This is a genomic window from Actinoallomurus sp. NPDC050550 (assembly GCF_040655075.1).
GTDB lineage: Bacteria > Actinomycetota > Actinomycetes > Streptosporangiales > Streptosporangiaceae > Actinoallomurus.
This window is the reverse complement of the sequence record NZ_JBFAJC010000007.1, coordinates 105934-125854: the sequence shown is the minus strand read 5'-3', so window position 1 is coordinate 125854 and position 19921 is coordinate 105934. Positions and strand designations below refer to the sequence as shown.

Genomic DNA, 19921 nt, shown 5'->3' with positions numbered 1-19921 from the left:
ACGCCCTATTGGGTGTCTGTGAGGTGGCGGTCGATCCAGGCGGCGATGGCCGCTGCGGTGTCTTCTGGGGTTCCGCTGCTGGTGTCGACGCGGTCGGTGATGTTGCGGCGGAGCCATTGACCGAATTCGACTTGCTCTTCGATGTCGCGGCTTCGCCAGGGAGGGCGGGTGCTGATACGGGTGCGCCGCAGCTCATCCGGGCAGTCGAGCACGATGAAATGGATGTCCGCGATCCAGCGGCGGGCGGGGAGATCCTTGAGGTGGCTGGGGATGAACGGTCCGAGCAGGACCGTGGGCATCCCCGATTGGGCGACGCCGTGAGCAACGGCCAGCCATGCGCCACGGAATGCGGGCCAGTCGATCGGTTGGCCGCCGCTGAGCGCGGCTGCGGCGTCCATGAGCAGGTCGGCGTCGAAGGTGATGCAGCGGCCTTGCAGCCTGCGGGCGAGTGGGGCGAGGACGGCGGTTTTACCCGAGCCGGAAGCGCCAGTGACGATGAACAGCGGCCCGAGTGCGGCAGCGTCATCCGTGCGGCCGCACTCGGGGCAGACCGCGCGCCCGTTGCGCGGCTCCATGGCGACTGGCTTCTCGCAGGACTGGCAGTAGTGCACCTGGACAGCATGCCCGTACGAGACACGATGCTGACCGGAGTGGCGATCACACGAACCCGGATCTCCGTGAGGTACGGACCCTCGGCTACGTCGTCACCGACGTGAGGTTCATAACGTCGTGTAGCTGACGGGTGCCCCTCTCCCGAGGGCGTCTCGAACACGCGATTCGTCCGGCCGGGCGTGCGGGCGGTCTCCGCCGCCCGGCCCGGGACGATCACGTCGTGGGTCGGGCGGTGGTGGTACGGCCGCCTGTGACGCGAAGGAGGTCGAGCTTTCCCGCGTCGCTGCTTCCGGCCGCCGCCGTGTAGGTGACCATTCGGAGGTCCGCGCCCGGAACGACGAGGACATCGCAGTCGAGCTCGATCTCGCCGATTTCCGGATGCAGGATCGTCTTCCGGTCGGTCGTGTGCTGGGCTGCCGTCGCCGTGGCCCAGTGGTGAGCGAAGGCGTCGGATGCTCGGAGGTCCTCCACGAGACGCGCGAGCTGAGGATCCGCGGGATAGCGGGACACGGTGTCCTTGAGATCGGCGACGATCGCCGTCGGCAAGGCGTCCTCGCCGCGTTCGGACCGGACGGGACGCACCGCGGCATGAGCGGCACCGTTCCCGAAGACGGCGCGGGCGAGGTTCCGCTCGTCGGCCGGGACCAAGGTGGGGTCGCCGAGCAGTGCGCTCCACAGGGGGTTCCACCACACAAGGGACCAGTCGGCGGCGAACACCCCGATCGGGAAGTCCCCAAGGCGCGCGGCGAGCCGCTGGACGCCCGGGGGCACGTGGGTGTTGATCGTCCCGTCTTGTGGTGGCAGGAGCCCGGCGCTTCGGTACAGCTGGTCCCGCTCGGCCCGGGAGAGCTGAAGGGCTCGGGCGAGGGCGCCGACGACCTGGGCCGAGGGATTCTTCGCGCGTCCCTGCTCCAGCCGCAGGACGTAGTCGACCGAGAGCCCGGCCAGCTGCGCGAGCTCCTCGCGGCGTAGTCCCGGAGCACGGCGGCCGGCCGTCACGGTGAAGCCGGCGTCGGCCGGGGAGAGGCGGTCGCGCCAGGCGTGCAGGAGTGCGCCGAAGCCGGAGCGGGGGGCAGCCATGGGTCCATTGTCGCGACTCGGCGCCGGACGAGCCTGGGTACTGCCGGTCCTACTGACGGGCACGGCACTGGTCGGCGGTGGCGAGGGCGGCGAACGTTGGGGACGCGCCGAACCGGACGCTGACCAGTGAAGGAGCCTCCCGTGCAGTCCACCATCGTCATGACGGGCGCCACCCGTGGCATCGGCCGCGTCGCCGCGGAGCTCATCCTGCGCGAGTCGCCGGACGTGCATCTCCTCGTCGTCGCCCGAGGGTCCACGGGCGCGCGGCTGTCCGCGGAGCTCGGCGCCGGTGGGCGCGCGGTCCCGTACGTCGCGGCGGACCTCGGCTCGCTCGAGAGCGTCCGGTCGGCCGCCGCCGAGATCCGGGACCGGCTCGACCGTGGTGACCTGCCGCCGCTGCGCGGCTTCGTGGGCAACGCGGGCATGCAGTACACGAACGCGCTCACCGAGGGCCCCGACGGGTTCGAGTCCACCTTCGCGATCAACGTGCTCGCCAACCACCTGTTCGTCCGCCTCATCGAGGACCGCTTCGCCGCTCCCGCCCGGATCGTGATCACGGTCAGCGACACCCATTTCGGCGACTTCAAGCACAACCTGGGCATGGTGCCCGGCCCGGTCTGGCAGTCCCCGGAGGTCCTGGCCCGTACGGGCGCCTTCCCCAAGCCGGACACCACGGCCGCCGGGCGTACCGCGTACTCGACGAGCAAGCTGGCCGCCATCTACCTCGTGCACGAGTACGCGCGCCGCCTGCCGACCGGGATCGATGTCGTCGCCTACAACCCAGGCTTCGTCCCCGGCACCGGTCTCGCCCGCAACGCCGACCCCGTCTCCCGGTTCGCGATGCGCTTCATCCTGCCGGCGATGGCCCTCACCCCGTTCGCGACCGGCCGCGGTGCCGCGGGGCGATACCTCGCCGACGTCGTCCTCGGCAGGACCAAGGCGCCGACCGGGTCCTACCTCGACCGTGACCGCGTGGCCCGGTCGTCGGAGGAGTCGTACGACCCACAGCGTGAACGCGAGCTCTGGGACGCCGCCGAACGGCTCACCGCCGCGTACGCCGTCTGATGCGTTCGCCGCCGGCGGGGCGTTCCGGTTTTCACGCGGAGGCGATGACCTGATCGTCGGCGGGCGATCCGCCGGATCCCGTGGGAGAGGAGTCCTCGGCCGGGCCGTCGCCGCTGCGTACCGTCAGCCAGGAGCACGCGGTGGACAGCAGCGCGGTGCAGCCCAGGACGAGAGCGGTGACGGCGAACGCGTGGGTGGTCCGCGGTGTGTCGTGCGGTGTCGCCCCGCTCAGGTAGACCGCTCCGAAGGCGGCCACGCCGAGCGCCCCGCCGATCTGCAGGACCGTCGTGCTGACACCGCTGATGTCGGGTGCGTAGCGCGGCGGGACGGCGTTGGTGAGGCGGCCGAGCAGGGAGCTGAACTGTGTCCCGAGGCCGAACCCGCCGGCGGCGAGCAACGGGATCAGTGGCCCGAGGTCGTGGGAACCGGCGAACAGGCAAGCGCTGATGGTCAGGTAGGCGGCGGTGAGCAGCGCGCATCCCGCGACCGGCAGCACGCGGGCGACCCTTCCGGGCACGAGCCGGGCGGCCTGACCGGCCAGCCCGAACGCCGCCACCCAGGGGACCAGGATGAGCCCGGAGACCAGCGGACCGTGCCCCAGGCCGTTCTGCAGATACTGGGCGAGGGTGAACAGCAGCGCGTAGTAGGTCGCCGTCGCGGCCATCAGGGTGAACAGGCCCCACGCGACCGTCGGTCTGGTCAGCACCCGGAGGTTGACCAGCGGCGCCTGCCCGCGGGCGGACGTGCGCCGCTGGACGGCGACGAACACCGCGAGGGCCGGGACGCTCGCGGCGAGCGACACCCACGTCCACGCCGGCCAGCCTTCGGGGCGTCCGAGGATCAACGGAAGGATGATCAGCAGCACCGTGACCGACAGCGTCGCCACGCCCGTGAAGTCGACCTTCTGGCCGCCGCGCCCCTGGTCAGCGGGCAGGCGGCGTGCCGCGGCGGCCATGGCGGCGGCGCACACGGGCACGTTGACGAGGAAGATGGCCCGCCAGCCGGTACCCCCGAGGTCGGCCGTGATGAGCACCCCGCCGAGGATCTGGCCCGTGACGGCGCCCCCGGACAGCGCGATCCCGTAGAGCCCGATCGCGCGGATGCGCTCGGCGGCGGCGAAGTTCAGCTGGATGCCGGTGAGGGCCTGCGGGAACATCAGCGCCGCACCCGCGCCTTGGACGACCCGCGTGATCACCAGCACCGCCGCGTCGGGCGCGAGCCCGGCGAGCAGCGACGCCGCCATGAACAGACCGGTGCCCAGTATGAAGATCCGCTTGTACCCGTGCGTCTGTCCCAGCCGGGCACCGGTGATCAGCAGCACCGCGAACGCGATCAGATATCCGCCGATGACGAGCTCGGCGGATGTCGCCGACGCGTGCAGGTCCTTCTGGATGGCCGGTGTGGCGACGTTGGCGATCGTGGCGTCGGCCTGAGAGAGGAAGGGCGCCGTCAGCAGGACCGCGAGCAGCGCCCCGCCTTGTCGTTGCCGGCTCATTGGCTCATGCTCCTGACGAATATTGGGGGTCGATTCGTACAGGAGTGGGAACCCCGGCCCGCCGGCTTCGGTTGCACGCCGATTGATCCGACTCGTCCTATCCGCTCCGGTGCGGGGCCGCAGGGACTGCTTGCGGTGTGGTCTCAGGCCGGATGTGGACGTCTGGCGTATATGACTCATCGCGCCGCGTGTTCGCTTCGTACGGTCCCTTCATGAGCGAGGACGGACGCGAGGAGTTGCGGGCACGGCGGGAGCGGGAGACCGCAGCCGGCCTGTGGCCGATCGGCCGGGCGTTGACGGTCGCAGGTCTCGGCGCGGGGGTGGGGCTCGCGACCGTGACCGTGGTGGGGCTGGCGGTGCTGGGATTCCCGCACCTGGCCCAGCACAAGGCGCTGTCGGTCGGGGATCTGCTCGACGTGCTGAAGCTGGTCCTGGGCACGGTGGCTGGAGTGGGCGCGTTGGCCGCGCTGGTGATGAATTACCGCAAGCAGCGCCTGGCCGAGGTCGCTGAGGTGCGCGAACAGCAGCGCATGCTTCACGAGCAGCTACGCGCCGACGATGACCGGGTGAGGGAGTTCGCCGGCGGCAGGGTCACCTTCAGCAATGCGAGATTCGCCAACGGCAAGGTCGCTTTCAATTTCGCGGGGTTCACCGGGAGCAGGGTTGTCTTCGGCGATGCCAAGTTCACCGGCGGCCAGATCACCTTCAGTGATGCGGAGTTCATTGGCGGCGAGGTCGTCTTCAGCTTGGTGAAGTTCAACGGTGGCGAGGTCGATCTTCACGACGTCGGGTCATGGGGTGCGCCGCCGTTGTTCGATGAAGCGGTCCTGACGGCGCCCCCCTCAGGGCTGCGACTGCCGTCCACAGGGACGGCACCGACCGGGTGAGACGTCCGGGAACACCACGGCGCGATTCCCTGCAGGGAATCGCGGTGCCGGAGGCCGGGCTGCACACTGCTGCGCATGACTGATCAGTCGATGTCGAGCAACCGGTTCATAGCAGCGAATTGATGCGCTTCACGAAGATTGTCCGTACTGAGGATGGCGGGTCGGCGTTCGAGGACGGAGAGATCGCGCTCGAACGCCGGCACGTCACCGACGGAGTGCCGGCCATGTCGGTCGGCGGAGTGCCGTCGAACGGTGGCGTGCAGTTCCTGCGCAGCGCCGCGTTCGACAGCACCGCGCACCCGGCACCGCGTGAGCAGTGGGTGGTGATGCTGCGCGGAACGATCGAGGTAACGGTCAGCGACGGCAGCCGGCGTCGCTTTGGCCCCGGCGACCTGGTGCTCGCCGCCGACACCACGGGAACGGGGCACGTCACGACCGGTGTCGGCGAACCACCGTACGAGGCGCTGTTCATCCCGGTCTGAGTGCCCCTTTTCGGGACCGTACGACGGCAGGCCCGGACGCGCATCCGGATTCGGCTTCGCCGGGACCCGGCACTAGGTGACGGCGATGGCGGGCGCCACGCGTGCCGATCCGATGCCGCGGTCGGACTTGCCGAGCCGGAAACGCACCTTGCCCTTGAGCACCGTGCCGGACTCGGCCTGACCATCGGTGAGGCCCTCGCCGGGGAACAGGGTGAACGTCCACCTCGGGTTCGATTCGCAGTCGGGCAGGTGGCGGCCGCCCTGCAAGACGCGGGCACCCCAGAGCTGGCGGATCATCAACGCCCTGGTGTCGGTGCCGGCGACGGTGAACGACGCCGGCGGCGCGGCCGTGACCTGGTCGTGGCTGCCCAGCGACGGGCCGTACACGCCGGTCACCGTGGCGACCATGGTCCACGGCCCGCCGGACGGGATGCCGGGGACACCGGCGGGAAGCCGCTCGTCGAACACGTCGTCCGTGGGTGCGCCGAGCTGGTCCGCCCGGACGGCCGCGGCCATCGGACGCCGGGTGTCCAGCCTGCCGGGGTCGGGCACCAGCAGGACGCCGTACGTCGTCTCATCCGCGAAGCGGGCCGAGGCGAAGTGGTCGCGGAGCGCGAGCACCGTACTCTCGGCGGCCTCCCACAGGTCGTCGGAGAACGCCGTCGCCAGGTAGGCGGGCGTGACCGCCGGGAGTCCGGCCCGCGCGACCGCTTCGGCCACGGATTCACAGCGGGACCACCCGGACTCGGCAAGCCTCGCGATCTGCTCGGCCTTGAACGACATCACTCACCTTTCAACCGCACGGATCGTTATCATCGAACACCTCCTTGCACAGGGCCCTCAAGCTCCGCGAGCTCGCGGTGACCGGCCGGTGGCCGGCGTACGGCCGGGCGGTGAACCTTGTTGATCTTGGGTTCCGAGGGGGCGGGGGCATAGCTAATGATCTTGCTCGGTTCCTCCACCACCCCCGATCATCGGAGGTAAGAGCATGCCCACCTCGACCGTCGCTCGGATCAGGACGCTGTCGCTGGCCACCGTGGCCGCGACCGCCGTCGCCGCGTCTCTCGCCATGCCCGCCTCGGCCGCGTCCGCCGGCACCAGCCGGGACACGCGCTATGTGACCACCCAGGTCACGGGGCTGCCCAAGGGCAAGTACATCGCCTACGCGAGCTGCAAGGCCAAGGGCCGCTGGTTCAAGGGCTACGTGAAGACCACCGCCAAGCCGACCAAGAAGAAGCCGGTCGTTCCGATCGTCGAGTGGGGTTATGCCATCCAGAAGACCAGCGGCAACCACGCCAACACCCGCGTGATGGACATCGAGGCCGTCAAGCAGGCCACGGGCACCTGGCGGTACAGCGGCGGCGCCGGCTACACCGGCTGGAACGCCAAAGAGGACAACCACTGGCACAAGGCTCCGTGGATTCAGTACGCCTACCTGGGCGTCGGTAACCTCGGTGCTCTCGCCAACGTCTTCTGGGTCGATTTCGACAAGGGCACCGGCGGCCACTGCGAGGCTTGGGTCACCCACCTGAGCTTGAAGCCCATCAAGTAGTGGCTGATCGGGAGATCACCTCGGGTCGGAGGCGCGGCGCTCCAGCAGGCGCAAGCGTGTCGTCGTGTTGACCCACAGGGCGTGGAGGATTCCGGCCGGCCACAGGAGCAGGGCCAGCACCATGCCCACCGTCGTCTGGACGGTGTCGGTGTCGTTCTCGGGGCCGCTGCCGATCAGGACGAAGGCGACGACCGCCAGTACGAGATAGACCGCCGCGGCGACGAGCCACGCAGGCCGCCGGTGCCGGAGCGCGATGTAGCCGAATGACAGCCAGGTGCCCGCGCCGAAGGCCAGCGTCGGCGCCATCCAGAGGCTGTGGTGCACCTTCCACCCGATCCCGTACGGCTCCGGCGGACGGTGCCCGACAGGTGCGGCGCCGCCGCGCCCCGGAACGGTTCCGGCGTCCATGGCGGATCGGTCGGGGACGGCCGCCGGCCGATGCCCGCCCGTGCCGCGAGCGCCGGTTGCGGAAGCGTGCGGGTGAGGATCGCCTGCCGCTCCGTGCCGCGCCTGCCGGGTCTCTGCCCGGCCTGTGCCGCCGAGCCGGTCGGCCGGTGCCGCTGCGTCGGGAGCGGGCTGCGGGGCAGCCGTACCGGACAGGCGCACGAGCACGCGGGCATAGAGGTGCGGGCCGCTGTCTTGCACGATACCGATCTCGCCGAGCGGGCCCGGCGGGACGACGTGCGGGAGAAGGCGGTCGTACGTCTCCCGGGCGGTCGTGGGGCGGCGTGCCGGGTCCTTCTCCAGGAGTTGCCGGACCAGTGTCTCCAGCGTGGCGGGCACGTCGTCGCGGGGCAGTGGGGCGGGGGCCTGTTCGAGCTGGCGCTGCATGAGCTCGGCGGGTGAGGCGCCGTCGAAGACGGGTTCGCCGGCGAGCATCTCGTGCAGCACGCACCCGAGCGCGTACAGGTCGGTGTGCGGGCCGGTCGGCAGGCCGCGCAGCTGCTCGGGCGCCATGTACGCGGGGGTGCCGATCGGCTGGCCGGTACGGGTGAGCCGGGAGAGCGCCGTCTGGTCGATCAGGGCGGCGACGCCGAAGTCGAGCACCTTGACGGCGCCGTCGCCGGTGACCATGACGTTCTGCGGTTTGACGTCGCGGTGGACGAGGCCGCGCTCGTGCGCGGCGGCGAGCACCGCCGCGACCTGCGCGCCGATCCCGGCCGCCCAGGGCAGCGGCAGTGGGCCCTCCTCGGCCATCAGGTCGCCGAGGGTGCGGCCCTCGACGAGCTCCAGGACGAGGAACAGCCCGCCCTCGTACGTGCCGGCGTCGTACACGGCGGGAACTCCGGGATGCCGGAGTCCGGCCGTGACGGCCGCCTCGCGGGCGAACCGGCGGGCGAGTTCGTCCGGGCGGGTGTGGCCGGCGAGGGTGTCCTCGGTCAGGAGCTTGACCGCGACGCGCCGTTCCAGCTGCCGGTCCTCGCCCTCCCAGACCTGGCCCATGCCGCCGCGGCCGAGCGGGCTCAGCAACTCGTAGCGACCGGCCAGCACCGAGTGCTGCCTCACGTTCCATGCCATGACCATTGGACCCCGAACGCTACGAGGACTCGGGAGGCGCGAGCGTGCCCTCGGCGACCCCGTCGGCCAGGAGTTGCGCGAGTTCGGTGCCCATGGCGACGGTGTTCCGCAGGGCCGATTCGAACTCCGTCATCCGGCGGAACGCGGCGCCGTACCGGTGCTGGTCCTCCAGTGACAGGCGCGGCACTTGGGCGCGCCGGATGTCGGCCCGGCCGATCGTCCCGGTCGACTGGACGATCGTCGCGCGGGCATTGGCCGAGCTGCGCAGGACCCCGGCGACGAAGAACGGGTCGAGGTGCCGGGGATCGACGCGGATCAGGCACAGTTGCGGGCCGAGCAGGGGACCGTCGCCATCGGCGACGCGGACCGCGAAATGCCGGGCGACCACGGCCACCACGACGTCGCCGGCCTCGATGGGGATCCAGCGGGCGTCGTCGCGGGGGACGCTGCCCGTCGGGGCGCGGCCCTCGATGACGTCTTCGGCGGTGAGCAGGGGCGGGTCGCCGTCGCCGCCGTCCTCGGTGTCCCCGCGCATCGGCGCGTGGTGGATCGTGAGGTGGCCCATCCGGGCGAGTTCGGACAGTGGAACGGACCGGCCCTCCGGGTGGCCCGTCGCCGGGGCCAGGGCCGGAACGAGGCCACCGGCCTTCTCTAGCGTTGCGGCCAGCCGGTCGTGGGTCTCGGTGAAGCGTTCGGCGATGCGCTCGGACCGGGCGGCGGACACGTGACGGGACGGCGTCAGGTCGACCTCCTCGTCGAGCAGGTCGATCACGGGGACGGCCCTGCTGACGCCCGCCGTGTCGTGGTCGGGGTCGTCCGCGTGCCGCCGCCAGGTGGTGACGACCGTGTCCGGGTCGGCACTGTCGATCATGAGGACGGTCGACGGCGGGGTGCCCTCGGGGCGGCGCAGGATCCACAGGTGATGGGTCGCGGACAGCCCCGCCACGGCGCGGAGCGCGCCCTTGCGGAGCAGCTGTGCGCGGATCCGGCGGCCCGATCGGCGGCCGGCCGCGACGGCGGGCATCAGGACGACCGCCCGCCCGCCCGGCTCGAGGTGGGCGAGCGCGTGCTGTACCCACGCCAGCTCCGGCTCCAGGCGCGGCGGCAGGCCGTACTCCCAGCGCGGGTCCGTGGTGAGCTCCTCGTGCCCCCACGCGCGCTCGTGGAACGGGGGATCGCAGAGGACCACGTCGGCCAAGGCTCCGGGGAAGGCGTCGCGGCGCAGCGAGTCGCCGTCCAGGACGGTCGCCTCGCCGCCGAGCAGGGTGAGCCGGACGGTGGCCAGCCGGGCGACGTCCCGGTCGGCGTCCTGACCCAGCAAGCGGTGCCCGTCGCCGAACGCGGCGAGGAGGAGGTCGCCGGTGCCGCAGGCAGGGTCGAGGATCGTACGGGCGTCCCCGGCGAGCGCGGCCATCAGGCCGGGTGCCTCGGGCAGAGTGGTGGAGGCGCGGCGGGTCTGCGTCTCCCGGAAGCGGGTGAAGAGGAACTCGAAGGCCTCGACCGCGCCCCGGGCGTCGGCGAGTTCGGCGACCGCCTTGGCCGTCTCGGCGGTCAGCGGCCCGGCCGGGCGGCCGAGCCGCAGCGCCCCGGTCGCGTGGTGTTCGAGGAGGAGCTCTCCGGCGTCCGCCAGCACTTCGGCGACCCGCAGATCGTCGCGGGCCTCGGCCCGTAGCGCTTGCCAGACGCGCTCCTCCAGCGGGAGCTCCTGGAGTTTGCGCTGGTCGCGGAGCCATGCCTCGATCTCGGCGAGCGCGAAGACGGGGCTGGTGGGGGTGCCTCCCACCGGCTGCGGGAAGTCCAGGTGCCGACGGCGCCAGTTGCTCACGGCCGCCCGTCCGACCCCGGCCAGCCGGGCGATGTCCGCCGCGCTCACAGTTGCGTCGTCCTGCACGGTCCGTCGTTCCCCTTCACGGTCCCTGAACGCGACCCGGCGCCCCGGCTGTTGCGTCGCCACGTTACAGCCAAGTGATCGCACAGTCGACCACAGCCGTCACAGTTGTTAATTGGATTCACATGTGCTTTTCTTGGCGAGCGCCGGAACCAGCGAGTATCCGGTGAGCATGATCAACTACTTCAGCCTTGGAGACCGGAGATGAAGATCCCCCCTGCCCGCCGGATCCGGACCGGTGCGATCCTCGCCGCGGCCGGTGCCGCCGTTCTCGCCGTCGGCGGCTGCGGCGGCAGCGGTGGTGGCGCGACGCACGACTCGGCCACGGGTTCCAAGGCGCCGGCCGCCTCCGCCTCGCCGGAGGTCCTGAAGGGCTCCGCCCTCAAGGCGTTCCTGCTCCCCGCGAGCGCCCTGCCGAAGGGCTTCCGGATCGAAGCGGACGGCACGCGGGACAGCGGCGACGGCATCGCGCCCCGCACCAGCGCCCCCGTACCGGCGAAGAAGGTCTGCGGCGCGCTCGGCCAGACGTCCTGGATCCGCGTCACCGGGATCGGCGAGGCCGCGTTCGCGCAGGACGACTACGCCAACGCCGGCAAGACCGAGGAGGTCGCGCAGGAGATCGACACCTACCACGGCGACGACGCGCGCCAGGTGATGGCGAAACTGCGGAAGGTCTTCGCCCACTGCGCGACGTTCACCGACACGTCGAGCGGCTCGGCGGCCAAGGTCAAGGTGACGAGCGCCAAGCTGCGCGGCGCGGGCGATGAGGGAGTCAAGGCCGTCGTGACGTCGTCCGCGTGGGACGGCGGCACGACGCTGGCCGCCGTCAGGGTCGGGAACGCGGTCGTCACCACCCTCTACAGCTCCAGCCACGCCGACAAGGGAGCCCCGGCGGTCACCCTGACCGAGCGCGTGGCCAAGAAGATCAACACCGCGAGCTGACCCGGCCGGCTTCGGAGGGCCCGCCTCGCGCTGCGGCGGCTCGCCGGCGGCACGCGAACAGCTCCCGGCGGACACCGACCGGAGGGCCCGCGTCGCGCTGCGCGAGCCCGAGCCGTCCCGGCCGTGCGTCTCGAGGTCGATTATCCGTGATTACCCGGATGCGGAGTGTTAATGATCTGCCGCATCGTCGTGGTGTTCACTTCTGACGACAGTGGGGCCACGATGAGTCTGGCGGATCCGGACCGGATGGCGCGCGAGCTGTACGCGGCGACGAGGCAGGGTGCCGCCAGCGACGAGCTGGGGGAGGCGGTCTCCCGGGCGTTGAAGGCCGTGGCGCACGACGCGTTGTACCTGGCGGCCACGTGTCCGGCGGCAGGGTTCGGGCCCGAGTCGTTCAGTTTCTGGCACGCCGTGGAGGCCGACCTCGGCCGGGCGTTACTGCGCGACTACCACGCGGGCGTCCACCCGTACCAACCCGAAGACCTCGCCGGATTGGCGGTCCCCGCGGGCGTGATCGGGGCCGGTGACCGCCGGGTACGGCGCCTCTTCGACGCCCACGGGGTGGGTTGCGAGCTGCGGATGCTGCTGCGGGACGCCCGGGGAACATGGGGAACCCTCGGGCTGCTGCGCACCGAAGGAGGCAGGCCGTTCGACGGCGATGACATCGCCCGGGCGGCGCGGTCAGTGCCGGCGCTGGCCAAAGTGGTGCGCGGCTATGTCACCGCCGGCCGGCTCACCCCTGTCATTCCCGCGCCGCCGCCCGGCGTGGTCATCCTCGGCCCGGACCACACGATCCGATCGGCCACCGCTCAGGCGCGCGCGCTGCAAGGCCGGATGGACGGCGACCACACCTCGCCCGACTGGGTCTTCCGCTCGTTCCTGTCCGGTCTGTCGATGCGCGCCCGCAGGGCCGGCGCGGAGCCCGTGGTGGCCTTCGGGCCGGCGGCCAGCTACGGCCGGTGGATGGTGTGCGAGGCGCAACCGCTGGACGGCGACGCCACCGGGGACGTGGCGGTCATCATCCAGTCCGCGGACGGCGAGCGGCTGCTCCCGCACTTCTGCGACTGGTACGGGATCACCCCGCGCGAACGTCAGGTCATCACCCATCTGCGCGACGCGTCGGCGGCCAAGCACATCGCCCGCCGCCTCGGTGTTTCGGTTTACACGGTGAACGACCACCTCAAGGCGGTGTACCGCAAAACCGGCGCCGGCTCCCACGACGAGCTCCTCGCCGCCATCACCAACTGACGCGCTTCGGGCCGGCCCGGTTTGACGCCGTCCACGGCTAGCCGTTATCTATATGGCTAACCGTTAGAGGTGATCACTCGTGCAGGAAGTCGTGCTGGCACTGCTGGCCAAGGAGCCCTCCCACGGCTACGAGCTGCGGGCTCGGCTGCAAGACGCGCTCGGCCCGATGGGGGACGCGCTCAACGCCGGGCAGGTCTACGTCACCCTGTCCCGGCTGGAGAAGTCCGGGCTGGTGACCGCCGAGCACGTCGGCCAGGTCCACCGGCCGGACCGGAAGGTGTACGCGCTGACGGCCGAGGGCCGACAGCGCGTCGACGCCTGGCTCGCCGACCTGACCTGGGGCAAGCCGAGTGAGTTCCATCTGAAGCTCGTCGCCGCGGCGGCGGCCCGGCTCGCCGACCCGCTGGACCTCGTGGAGATCCAGCGCCGGGAGCTGCTGCGCCGCCTGGCCGACGTGCAGCGCGCCGCGCTGAACGAGCCGGACGGCTCGGCGGCGGCGCTGCTCATCGAAGGCGTGACGCTGCGTCTGGAGGCCGACCTGCGCTGGCTCGACGCCTGCGCCCGGCACTGGGACCGAAGGGGCTGACCATGGCAATACTGCGGGCTCGCGGGCTGCGTAAGGAGTACGGCACGGGAACGGGCCTGGTCCGCGCGGTCGACCACGTCGACCTCGACGTGACGCCCGGGGAGACCGTCGCCATCGTGGGATCGAGCGGCTGCGGCAAGTCGACGCTGCTGTACCTGCTCGGCGGGCTCGAACGCCCCACCGGCGGTGAGGTGCACCTGGCGGACCGGCGGATCGACCGGATGTCGGAGACCGAGCTCGCCCGGCTCCGCCGACAGGCGATCGGGTTCGTCTTCCAGGCATTCCAGCTCGTCGACGAGCTCACCGCTCAGGAGAACGTCGAACTGCCCGCCCTGCTCGCCGGCGTCGGTCCCCGCGAGGCTCGGCGGCGGGCCGCCGCGCTACTGGAGCGGGTCGGGCTGACCGACCGCGCGAGCCACCTGCCCGCAGCGCTGTCCGGCGGGCAACGCCAGCGGGTCGCGGTCGCCCGCGCCCTGATCGGCCGGCCGCTCATCGTGCTGGCCGACGAGCCCACCGGCAACCTCGACAGCGAGGCGACCACCGAGGTGCTGCGGCTGTTCGCCGCGCTGCGCGCCGAGGGGCAGACCCTCCTGCTGGTCACGCACGAGTCCCGTGTCGCGGCGACGGCGGACCGCGTGGTCACCATGCGCGACGGCGCGCTCGTCGGCCAGACGAACCTGGCCGGCACGAGCGGCGACCTCGGGGCGTACGCCGGACTGGAGGGCTGATGAGCACGCTCACCGTGGTGATCCGCCTGGCGCTGCGCGACCTGCGCCGCCGCCGCGCCGAGGCGCTCCTGCTGCTGATCGCCCTCGCGGCGACCACGACCACGCTCACTCTCGGCCTGACGGTGGGAGGATCGGCCGACCGGCCCTGGGACCGTACGCGCGTCGCGACCGCCGGTCCCGACGCGGTCGCCACGGCGGCCCGGTCCGCCGACCTGGCCGCGCTCGCGCACGCGCCGGGCGTCACCGGGACGGCCGGCCCGTACCCCAGCGTCTCGGTCGAGGACCTGCGCGTCCGGAACGTCCGCGTCGCGGCGATCGTGCAGGGACGCGACACCGCCACCGGGCCGATCGACCGGCCGCGGGTCAGTGCGGGCGGCTGGGTCCGGCACGGCGGCGTCGTCGTCGAGCGCGCCTTCGCGCACGCTCTGAACGTACGGCCGGGCGACGAGATCACGATCGCCGGTCGCGGGCTCCACGTCGCGGGTATCGCCGTCACCGCCGCCCGGGTGCCCTATCCCTCCTCCACGCCCGGCCTGGTCTGGACGACGCGGGCCGACCTGAAGTCGCTCGGCAGGCCGGTGACCTCCCAGGTGATGCCGATCCGCCTCGCCGACCCGGCGGCCGCGCCCGCCTTCGCCGCCGCGCACCGGAACGTACGCTCCTGGCAGGACATGGGGGCGTACGCCACCGCCGAACTCCACCTGGTGAACCAGGCCCTGCTGACCGGCACGTGGGCGCTCGCCCTGCTGGCCGTCGCGTGCGTGGCGGTCCTGGTCGGCGGGCGTCTCGCGGACCAGACCCGCCGGGTCGGGCTGTTGAAGGCGGTCGGCGCGACGCCCCCTCTGGTGGCGTTCGTCCTGCTCGCCGAGCACCTGCTGGTGGCCGTCGCGGCGGCAGCCGTGGGGCTCGTCGCCGGCTGGGCGGCGGCCCCGGCGCTGGCCCGGCCGAGCGCCGGGCTGCTGGACGCCGGCCGACCGGACCTGACGCCCGGATCGGCGGCGATCGTGGTCGTGGTGGCCCTCGCGGTGACCGGCGCGGCGACCCTGGTCCCGGCGATCCGCGGCGCCCGGACCAGCACCGTACGGGCGCTGACCGGTTCGGCGCGGGTGCCCCGGCGTTCGGCTCGCCTGATCGCGTTGTCCGCCCGCCTCCCGGTGCCGCTCCTGCTGGGCCTACGTCTCGCGGTGCGCCGCCCGCGCCGCGCCGTGCTCGCCCTGATCAGTCTGGCGATCACCGCCGCGATGGTCGTCGCGGCGATCGCCATGCACGGCGACATCGCCCGGAAGGACGCCCGGACGACCGGGATCATGTTCGTGCCCGGTGTCCCCAACCCGGTGACCGAGCAGGTGAACCAGGTCGTGCTCGCGCTCACCGTCGCGCTGCTGGCACTCGCGGCGGTCAACGCGGTCCTCATCGCGTGGGCGACGTCGCTCGACTCCCGCCGCCCGACCGCGCTCGCCCGCGCCCTCGGCGCGACCCCAGGTCAGGTGACCGCCGGGCTGTCGGCGGCGCAGCTGCTCCCCGCCGCCGTGGCCGGGACCTTCGGCATCCCCCTCGGCCTGGCGGTCTATGTCGCGGCCCGGGCGGCCGGCGGCGCGTCGGGCGGCGGCGCGATCCCGTACGCGTGGCTGCCCGCCGTCATCCCGGGGACCATCGTGGCGGTCGCGCTCCTCACCGCCCTTCCGGTCCGCTTGGCCGGCCGGCGCCCCGTCGCCGAGGTGCTGCGCGCCGAGTGAGCGTCCTCCCTGTCGGCACCGGGTTTCGGCGCCCCGGTCGGCGCACGGACCCGCCCGTACCTCGATGTCAGGGTCGCTGCCGCGCGGCAGGCCGGGAGGAGGGCTCGGAGCCGGCCAGGTCGAGGAGGACCATCGCGTCGTAGTCGGGGGTGCCGGGTTCGGCGTAGTAGGCGTTGAGGCGCTGGCCGGGGGTGCCTTCCAGCTGCATGGACTGGTAGCCGAGGGTGAGGTCGCCGACCTCCGGGTGATGGTAGGTCTTACGGCCGTACGGGCGCGCCTTCACTTCATAGCGTTCCCACAGGCGCGCGAATTCGGGGCTCTTGAGCAGTAGCTCGCCGACGAGCTGGGCGAGGTCGGGGGCGTCGGGGTCGGTGCCCGCCACGGCCCGCAGGCGGGCGACACAGCCGCGGACCTGGTTGTCCCAGTCGTCGAACAGGTCGCGCGCCGCGGGGTGGAGGAAGACATAGCGCGCGATGTTGCGCTGCTTGACCGGCCAGTCCTCCATCCCGGCGAACAACCGCAGCGCGGCGGGACTGTACGCCAGCAGGTCGGTGCTGCGGCTGACCACGTACGCGGGGTTGGGCCGCAGGCTCTCCAGCAGCAGCTTGACGCCGGGCCGTACGGTCCGGCTGGGCACGGTCGGCGGCTCCGGGATCTGGCGGGCGGCCCGCAGCGCGAGTTCACGCAGGTGGTCGTGTTCCGCGTCGTCCAGGCGGAGGGCACGGGCGAGGGCGTCGACGACCGGCGGGCTGGGGCGGGTCTCCTTGCCGCGTTCCAGACGCGTGTAGTAGTCGATGCTCACCCCGGCGAGGGTGGCCAGTTCCTCACGGCGCAGGCCGGGGGTACGCCGCAGGCCGGGACCGACCGTGAGGCCGACTTCCGCGGGGGTCACCTGAGTGCGGCGGGCGCGCAGGAAACGCCCCAGCTCCGTACCGCCGGCACTGCCGCTCTGCTGCCTCGTCATGTCTCCAGTCTGGCGGTGCCGTCATCCGCCTGACAGCCACGTGGGGGGCCCTGTCACACCCCCGAACACCACTCCCCGGCACGGCGCGGTCTGTCACGCGGCGAACTCGGCCGTAATGCTTGATGGCATGCGAACCACCACGATCGGCAGCACAGGTCCGGAGGTCGGCGTCATCGGCCTGGGCTGCATGGGGATGACCTTCTTGTACGACATGAAGGCCCCCAGGGACGAGAAGACGTCGATCTCGGTGATCCACCAGGCCCTCGATCTGGGCGTGACGCTGATCGACACGGCCGATGTGTACGGCCCGTACACCAACGAGGAGCTGGTCGGCCGGGCGCTGGCCGGCGGCCACCGTGAGCGTGCGGTGCTGGCCACCAAGGTCGGACTGGTCGTGAGCGACCCGACCGGTGGACCCGACGGCTCCCCGGTCATCGTCAACGACGGCCGCCCCGAGCACGTCCGCAGGTCGATCGACGAGAGCCTGCGCCGTCTCGGCACGGACCACGTCGACCTGTACCAGCTGCACCGGGTCGACCCGCAGGTGCCGATCGAGGAGACCTGGGGGGCGATGGCGGAGGCCGTGACGGCGGGCAAGGCCCGGTATCTCGGCCTGTCCGAGGTGACCGCGGAGCAGATCAAACGGGCTCAGGCCGTGCACCCGGTGACGTCCGTGCAGTCGGAGTTCTCTCTGTGGACCCGGGACGTGCAGGATGAGGTCCTGCCGTACTGCGAGGAGCAGGGCATCGGCTTCCTGCCGTTCTCCCCGCTGGGGCGAGGATTCCTCGTCGGCCGGTTCTCCTCATTCGACGACCTGCCCGAAGGCGACCGCCGCCGTCGGCTGCCACGCTTCCAGCAGGACGCGCTGCGCGCCAACCTGGCCATCGTCGGCCGGGTGCGCGAGATCGCCGAGCGGGCCGGGGTCACCCCGGCACAGGTGGCGCTCGCCTGGGTGGTGGCCCAGGGCCGGTACGTCGTGCCGATCCCCGGGACCAAGACCCCGAAGTACCTGGTGGACAACACCGGAGCCGGCGATGCCGAGTTGAGCGCGGCGGACCTGGCCGACCTCGACGCACTGCCCGCGCCGACCGGCAGCCGTTACTGACCCGCCGGGCGGGTAGGAACACGCGGCGGCGAGAGCGGCCGCACAACGGATTTCGTGATCAGGAGATTCAAGATGGAGTACACCCGTTTGGGCACGTCGGGGCTGAAGGTCAGCCGGATCGTGCTGGGCTGCATGAGCTTCGGCGCTTCCGAAAGAGCGTCGTGGGCGCTCGACGACGAGAAGGCCGAGCCGATCTTCCGGCAGGCCATCGAGCTCGGCATCACCTTCTGGGACACCGCCAACATCTACGGGATGGGCACCTCGGAGGAGATCACCGGTCGTGCGCTGAAGAAGTACACGCGCCGCGACGACATCGTCCTGGCCACCAAGGTCTTCTTCCCGCTGCACGATGGCCCCGGCGGCTCAGGGCTGTCCCGCAAGGCGATCATGGAGCAGGTCGACGCCTCCCTGAGCCGGCTGGACACCGACTACATCGACCTCTACCAGATTCACCGGTTCGACCCGGAGACTCCGGTGGAGGAGACGATGGAGGCGCTGCACGACGTCGTGAAGGCCGGCAAGGTCCGCTATCTCGGTGCGTCGTCGATGTGGGCGTGGCGGTTCGCCGCGATGCAGCACGCCGCCGAGACGAACGGATGGACGAAGTTCGTCTCCATGCAGGACCAGTACAACCTGGTGCAGCGCGAGGAAGAGCGGGAGATGTTCGGCCTTCTCGCGGACCAGGGCGTGGGCAGCCTGCCGTGGAGCCCGCTGGCCGCGGGCCTGGTCGCCCGGCCCTGGGGGGAGAAGAGCACGAGTCGCGCCCAGAGCAACCCGACCACCGACCAGCAGGGCCGTCCGCTCTTCCTCGACAGCGACAAGGCGACCGTGGACGCGGTCCAGCGCATCGCCGAGGCGCGCGGCGTCTCGATGGCGACGGTGGCCATGGCCTGGGTGCTGAAGAACCCCGTCGTCAGCGCGCCCATCGTTGGCGCCACCAAGCCGCACCACCTGGCCGACGCCGTCGCGGCGCTCGACGTCCGGCTCACCGACGACGAGGTCCGCTCGCTCGAGGAGCACTACACCCCGCGCGAGCCCACGTACTTCTGACCGCGCGTCAGCGCTCCCGCTTCGCAGCGGAGTTCGAGCCCTGCTCCGAGGCGATCAGGTCGAGGAGGACCATCTTGTCGTAGTCGGGGGTGCCGGGCTCGGCGTGGTAGGCGACCAGCCGGTGGCCGGGGGTGCCTTCCAGCTGCATGGACTGGTAGCCGAGGGTGAGGTCGCCGACCTCCGGGTGGTGGAAGGTCTTGCTGCCGTTGGTGTGCACCCGTACGTCATAGCGCTCCCACAGGTGGGCGAACTCCGGGCTCTTGCGCCGGATCTCGTCGATGAGTTCGGCGAGGTCGGGTGCGTCCGGCTCGATGCCGGCGAGGGCGCGCAGGCGGCCGACGCAGGCGCGGATCTGCTCGTCCCAGTCGTCGAACAGCGCGGGAGCGTCGGGGTTCAGGAAGACGTAGCGCACGACGTTGCGGTTCTCGGCCGGCCACTTCTCCATCCCGGCGAACAGCCGCAGCCCGCTCGGGTTGCAGGCCAGCACGTCCGTAGTGCGGCTGACCACGTGTGCGGGGTTGGGCCGCAGGCTCTCCATCAGTAGCTTGACCCCGGATCGCACCCTCCGGCTGGGCGCCGCCGGCGGCTCGGACCCGTTGCGGGAGACACCCGCGGCCAGGTCGCGCAGATGCCGGTGCTCGGGCGCGTCCAGCCGGAGCACGCGTGCCAGGGCGTCGACGACCGACGGACTCGGGTGGGCCTCCTTGCCGCGCTCCAGCCGGGAGTAGTAGTCCACGCTCACCCCGGCGAGCGTGGCCAGCTCCTCCCGGCGCAGCCCGGGCGTGCGCCGCGGCCCGGGACCCGCTGTGAGGCCGGCCTGCGCGGGGGTCACCCGGATGCGGTGGGCGCGCAGGAACTGCCCCAGTTCGGTGCCGCTGCTGCCGTCGAGCCGCTCACGTGCCATTCGCCCAGTGTGGCAGGCCGCCGGTGACGGCAGCCCTGTGACCTGGGGAGGAGCGTGAGGGGCCCTGCCACACCCCCGA

At 71.9% G+C, this 19921-nt stretch carries 19 protein-coding genes; 11 read left to right on the top strand and 8 right to left on the bottom strand.

Annotated elements, in window-relative coordinates:
- Window positions 1-5 precede the first annotated feature (5 nt).
- The gene (locus tag AB0I04_RS12555) at window positions 6-575 is read right to left on the bottom strand and encodes a hypothetical protein (protein WP_360882731.1); all 570 of its coding nucleotides are present in this window, start codon (window positions 573-575) and stop codon (window positions 6-8) included.
- A gap of 250 nt (window positions 576-825) precedes the next feature.
- Window positions 826-1692 carry a helix-turn-helix transcriptional regulator gene (locus AB0I04_RS12550; protein ID WP_360882728.1) on the bottom strand — a complete coding sequence of 289 codons (867 nt, stop codon included), beginning with the start codon at window positions 1690-1692 and terminating at the stop codon, window positions 826-828.
- 141 nt (window positions 1693-1833) lie between these two features.
- Here AB0I04_RS12550 and AB0I04_RS12545 point away from each other — a divergent pair, with 141 nt between their 5' ends.
- Window positions 1834-2757 carry an SDR family NAD(P)-dependent oxidoreductase gene (locus AB0I04_RS12545; protein WP_360882725.1) on the top strand — a complete coding sequence of 308 codons (924 nt, stop codon included), beginning with the start codon at window positions 1834-1836 and terminating at the stop codon, window positions 2755-2757.
- Between the two features lie 31 nt (window positions 2758-2788).
- On the opposite strand, the gene AB0I04_RS12540 is transcribed toward AB0I04_RS12545, so the two are convergent.
- The gene (locus AB0I04_RS12540; protein WP_360882722.1) at window positions 2789-4252 is read right to left on the bottom strand and encodes an MFS transporter; all 1464 of its coding nucleotides are present in this window, start codon (window positions 4250-4252) and stop codon (window positions 2789-2791) included.
- A 212-nt stretch (window positions 4253-4464) separates the two neighbouring features.
- Here AB0I04_RS12540 and AB0I04_RS12535 point away from each other — a divergent pair, with 212 nt between their 5' ends.
- The gene (locus AB0I04_RS12535) at window positions 4465-5139 is read left to right on the top strand and encodes a hypothetical protein (RefSeq protein WP_360882719.1); all 675 of its coding nucleotides are present in this window, start codon (window positions 4465-4467) and stop codon (window positions 5137-5139) included.
- A 122-nt stretch (window positions 5140-5261) separates the two neighbouring features.
- On the top strand, window positions 5262-5621 hold the full coding sequence (locus AB0I04_RS12530) for a hypothetical protein (RefSeq protein ID WP_360882716.1): 360 nt from the start codon (window positions 5262-5264) through the stop codon (window positions 5619-5621).
- 72 nt (window positions 5622-5693) lie between these two features.
- Here AB0I04_RS12530 and AB0I04_RS12525 read toward each other — a convergent pair whose 3' ends face one another.
- On the bottom strand, window positions 5694-6404 hold the full coding sequence (locus AB0I04_RS12525) for a hypothetical protein (protein WP_360882713.1): 711 nt from the start codon (window positions 6402-6404) through the stop codon (window positions 5694-5696).
- Between the two features lie 205 nt (window positions 6405-6609).
- Between AB0I04_RS12525 and AB0I04_RS12520 the strand changes: the two genes are divergently transcribed.
- A complete protein-coding gene (locus AB0I04_RS12520; protein ID WP_360882710.1) occupies window positions 6610-7173 on the top strand; it encodes a hypothetical protein in 564 nt (187 codons plus the stop codon).
- Window positions 7174-7188: 15 nt separating this feature from the next.
- Here the strand turns inward: AB0I04_RS12520 and AB0I04_RS12515 are convergent, their stop codons facing one another.
- On the bottom strand, window positions 7189-8691 hold the full coding sequence (locus tag AB0I04_RS12515; RefSeq protein ID WP_360882707.1) for a serine/threonine-protein kinase: 1503 nt from the start codon (window positions 8689-8691) through the stop codon (window positions 7189-7191).
- A gap of 19 nt (window positions 8692-8710) precedes the next feature.
- Window positions 8711-10582, bottom strand: coding sequence for an N-6 DNA methylase (locus tag AB0I04_RS12510; RefSeq protein ID WP_360882704.1), 1872 nt, complete (start codon window positions 10580-10582; stop codon window positions 8711-8713).
- 201 nt (window positions 10583-10783) lie between these two features.
- Between AB0I04_RS12510 and AB0I04_RS12505 the strand changes: the two genes are divergently transcribed.
- From AB0I04_RS12505 to AB0I04_RS12485, 5 genes are all read left to right on the top strand, one after another.
- Window positions 10784-11521, top strand: coding sequence for a hypothetical protein (locus tag AB0I04_RS12505; RefSeq protein ID WP_360882701.1), 738 nt, complete (start codon window positions 10784-10786; stop codon window positions 11519-11521).
- A gap of 171 nt (window positions 11522-11692) precedes the next feature.
- A complete protein-coding gene (locus AB0I04_RS12500; RefSeq protein ID WP_360882698.1) occupies window positions 11693-12769 on the top strand; it encodes a helix-turn-helix transcriptional regulator in 1077 nt (358 codons plus the stop codon).
- Window positions 12770-12848: 79 nt separating this feature from the next.
- The gene (locus AB0I04_RS12495; RefSeq protein WP_360882695.1) at window positions 12849-13355 is read left to right on the top strand and encodes a PadR family transcriptional regulator; all 507 of its coding nucleotides are present in this window, start codon (window positions 12849-12851) and stop codon (window positions 13353-13355) included.
- 2 nt (window positions 13356-13357) lie between these two features.
- Window positions 13358-14083, top strand: a complete 726-nt coding sequence (locus AB0I04_RS12490) for an ABC transporter ATP-binding protein (RefSeq protein ID WP_360882692.1) — start codon at window positions 13358-13360, stop codon at window positions 14081-14083.
- Window positions 14083-15819 (top strand): FtsX-like permease family protein, encoded by a 1737-nt coding sequence (locus AB0I04_RS12485; RefSeq protein WP_360882689.1) that lies wholly within the window; start codon window positions 14083-14085, stop codon window positions 15817-15819. Before AB0I04_RS12490 ends, AB0I04_RS12485 begins: the two co-directional genes overlap by 1 nt.
- Before the next feature lie 67 nt (window positions 15820-15886).
- On the opposite strand, the gene AB0I04_RS12480 is transcribed toward AB0I04_RS12485, so the two are convergent.
- Window positions 15887-16783 carry a helix-turn-helix transcriptional regulator gene (locus tag AB0I04_RS12480; protein WP_360882687.1) on the bottom strand — a complete coding sequence of 299 codons (897 nt, stop codon included), beginning with the start codon at window positions 16781-16783 and terminating at the stop codon, window positions 15887-15889.
- A 127-nt stretch (window positions 16784-16910) separates the two neighbouring features.
- Between AB0I04_RS12480 and AB0I04_RS12475 the strand changes: the two genes are divergently transcribed.
- Together AB0I04_RS12475 and AB0I04_RS12470 are read left to right on the top strand one after the other, a co-directional pair.
- Window positions 16911-17888 carry an aldo/keto reductase gene (locus AB0I04_RS12475; RefSeq protein ID WP_360882684.1) on the top strand — a complete coding sequence of 326 codons (978 nt, stop codon included), beginning with the start codon at window positions 16911-16913 and terminating at the stop codon, window positions 17886-17888.
- Window positions 17889-17960: 72 nt separating this feature from the next.
- Window positions 17961-18938, top strand: coding sequence for an aldo/keto reductase (locus tag AB0I04_RS12470; protein ID WP_360882681.1), 978 nt, complete (start codon window positions 17961-17963; stop codon window positions 18936-18938).
- A gap of 7 nt (window positions 18939-18945) precedes the next feature.
- Here the strand turns inward: AB0I04_RS12470 and AB0I04_RS12465 are convergent, their stop codons facing one another.
- Window positions 18946-19842: a helix-turn-helix transcriptional regulator gene (locus AB0I04_RS12465; RefSeq protein WP_360882678.1), complete on the bottom strand. Its 897-nt coding sequence runs from the start codon at window positions 19840-19842 to the stop codon at window positions 18946-18948.
- Window positions 19843-19921: the final 79 nt, after the last annotated feature.

Coding starts and splice junctions, on each gene's coding strand:
- AB0I04_RS12555 (WP_360882731.1), bottom strand. CDS start 575: ATGGAGCCGCGCAACGGGCGCGCGGTCTGCCCCGAGTGCGGCCGCACG.
- AB0I04_RS12550 (WP_360882728.1), bottom strand. CDS start 1,692: ATGGCTGCCCCCCGCTCCGGCTTCGGCGCACTCCTGCACGCCTGGCGC.
- AB0I04_RS12540 (WP_360882722.1), bottom strand. CDS start 4,252: ATGAGCCGGCAACGACAAGGCGGGGCGCTGCTCGCGGTCCTGCTGACG.
- AB0I04_RS12535 (WP_360882719.1), top strand. CDS start 4,465: ATGAGCGAGGACGGACGCGAGGAGTTGCGGGCACGGCGGGAGCGGGAG.
- AB0I04_RS12530 (WP_360882716.1), top strand. CDS start 5,262: ATGCGCTTCACGAAGATTGTCCGTACTGAGGATGGCGGGTCGGCGTTC.
- AB0I04_RS12525 (WP_360882713.1), bottom strand. CDS start 6,404: ATGTCGTTCAAGGCCGAGCAGATCGCGAGGCTTGCCGAGTCCGGGTGG.
- AB0I04_RS12520 (WP_360882710.1), top strand. CDS start 6,610: ATGCCCACCTCGACCGTCGCTCGGATCAGGACGCTGTCGCTGGCCACC.
- AB0I04_RS12515 (WP_360882707.1), bottom strand. CDS start 8,691: ATGGCATGGAACGTGAGGCAGCACTCGGTGCTGGCCGGTCGCTACGAG.
- AB0I04_RS12505 (WP_360882701.1), top strand. CDS start 10,784: ATGAAGATCCCCCCTGCCCGCCGGATCCGGACCGGTGCGATCCTCGCC.
- AB0I04_RS12500 (WP_360882698.1), top strand. CDS start 11,693: ATGATCTGCCGCATCGTCGTGGTGTTCACTTCTGACGACAGTGGGGCC.
- AB0I04_RS12490 (WP_360882692.1), top strand. CDS start 13,358: ATGGCAATACTGCGGGCTCGCGGGCTGCGTAAGGAGTACGGCACGGGA.
- AB0I04_RS12485 (WP_360882689.1), top strand. CDS start 14,083: ATGAGCACGCTCACCGTGGTGATCCGCCTGGCGCTGCGCGACCTGCGC.
- AB0I04_RS12480 (WP_360882687.1), bottom strand. CDS start 16,783: ATGACGAGGCAGCAGAGCGGCAGTGCCGGCGGTACGGAGCTGGGGCGT.
- AB0I04_RS12475 (WP_360882684.1), top strand. CDS start 16,911: ATGCGAACCACCACGATCGGCAGCACAGGTCCGGAGGTCGGCGTCATC.
- AB0I04_RS12470 (WP_360882681.1), top strand. CDS start 17,961: ATGGAGTACACCCGTTTGGGCACGTCGGGGCTGAAGGTCAGCCGGATC.
- AB0I04_RS12465 (WP_360882678.1), bottom strand. CDS start 19,842: ATGGCACGTGAGCGGCTCGACGGCAGCAGCGGCACCGAACTGGGGCAG.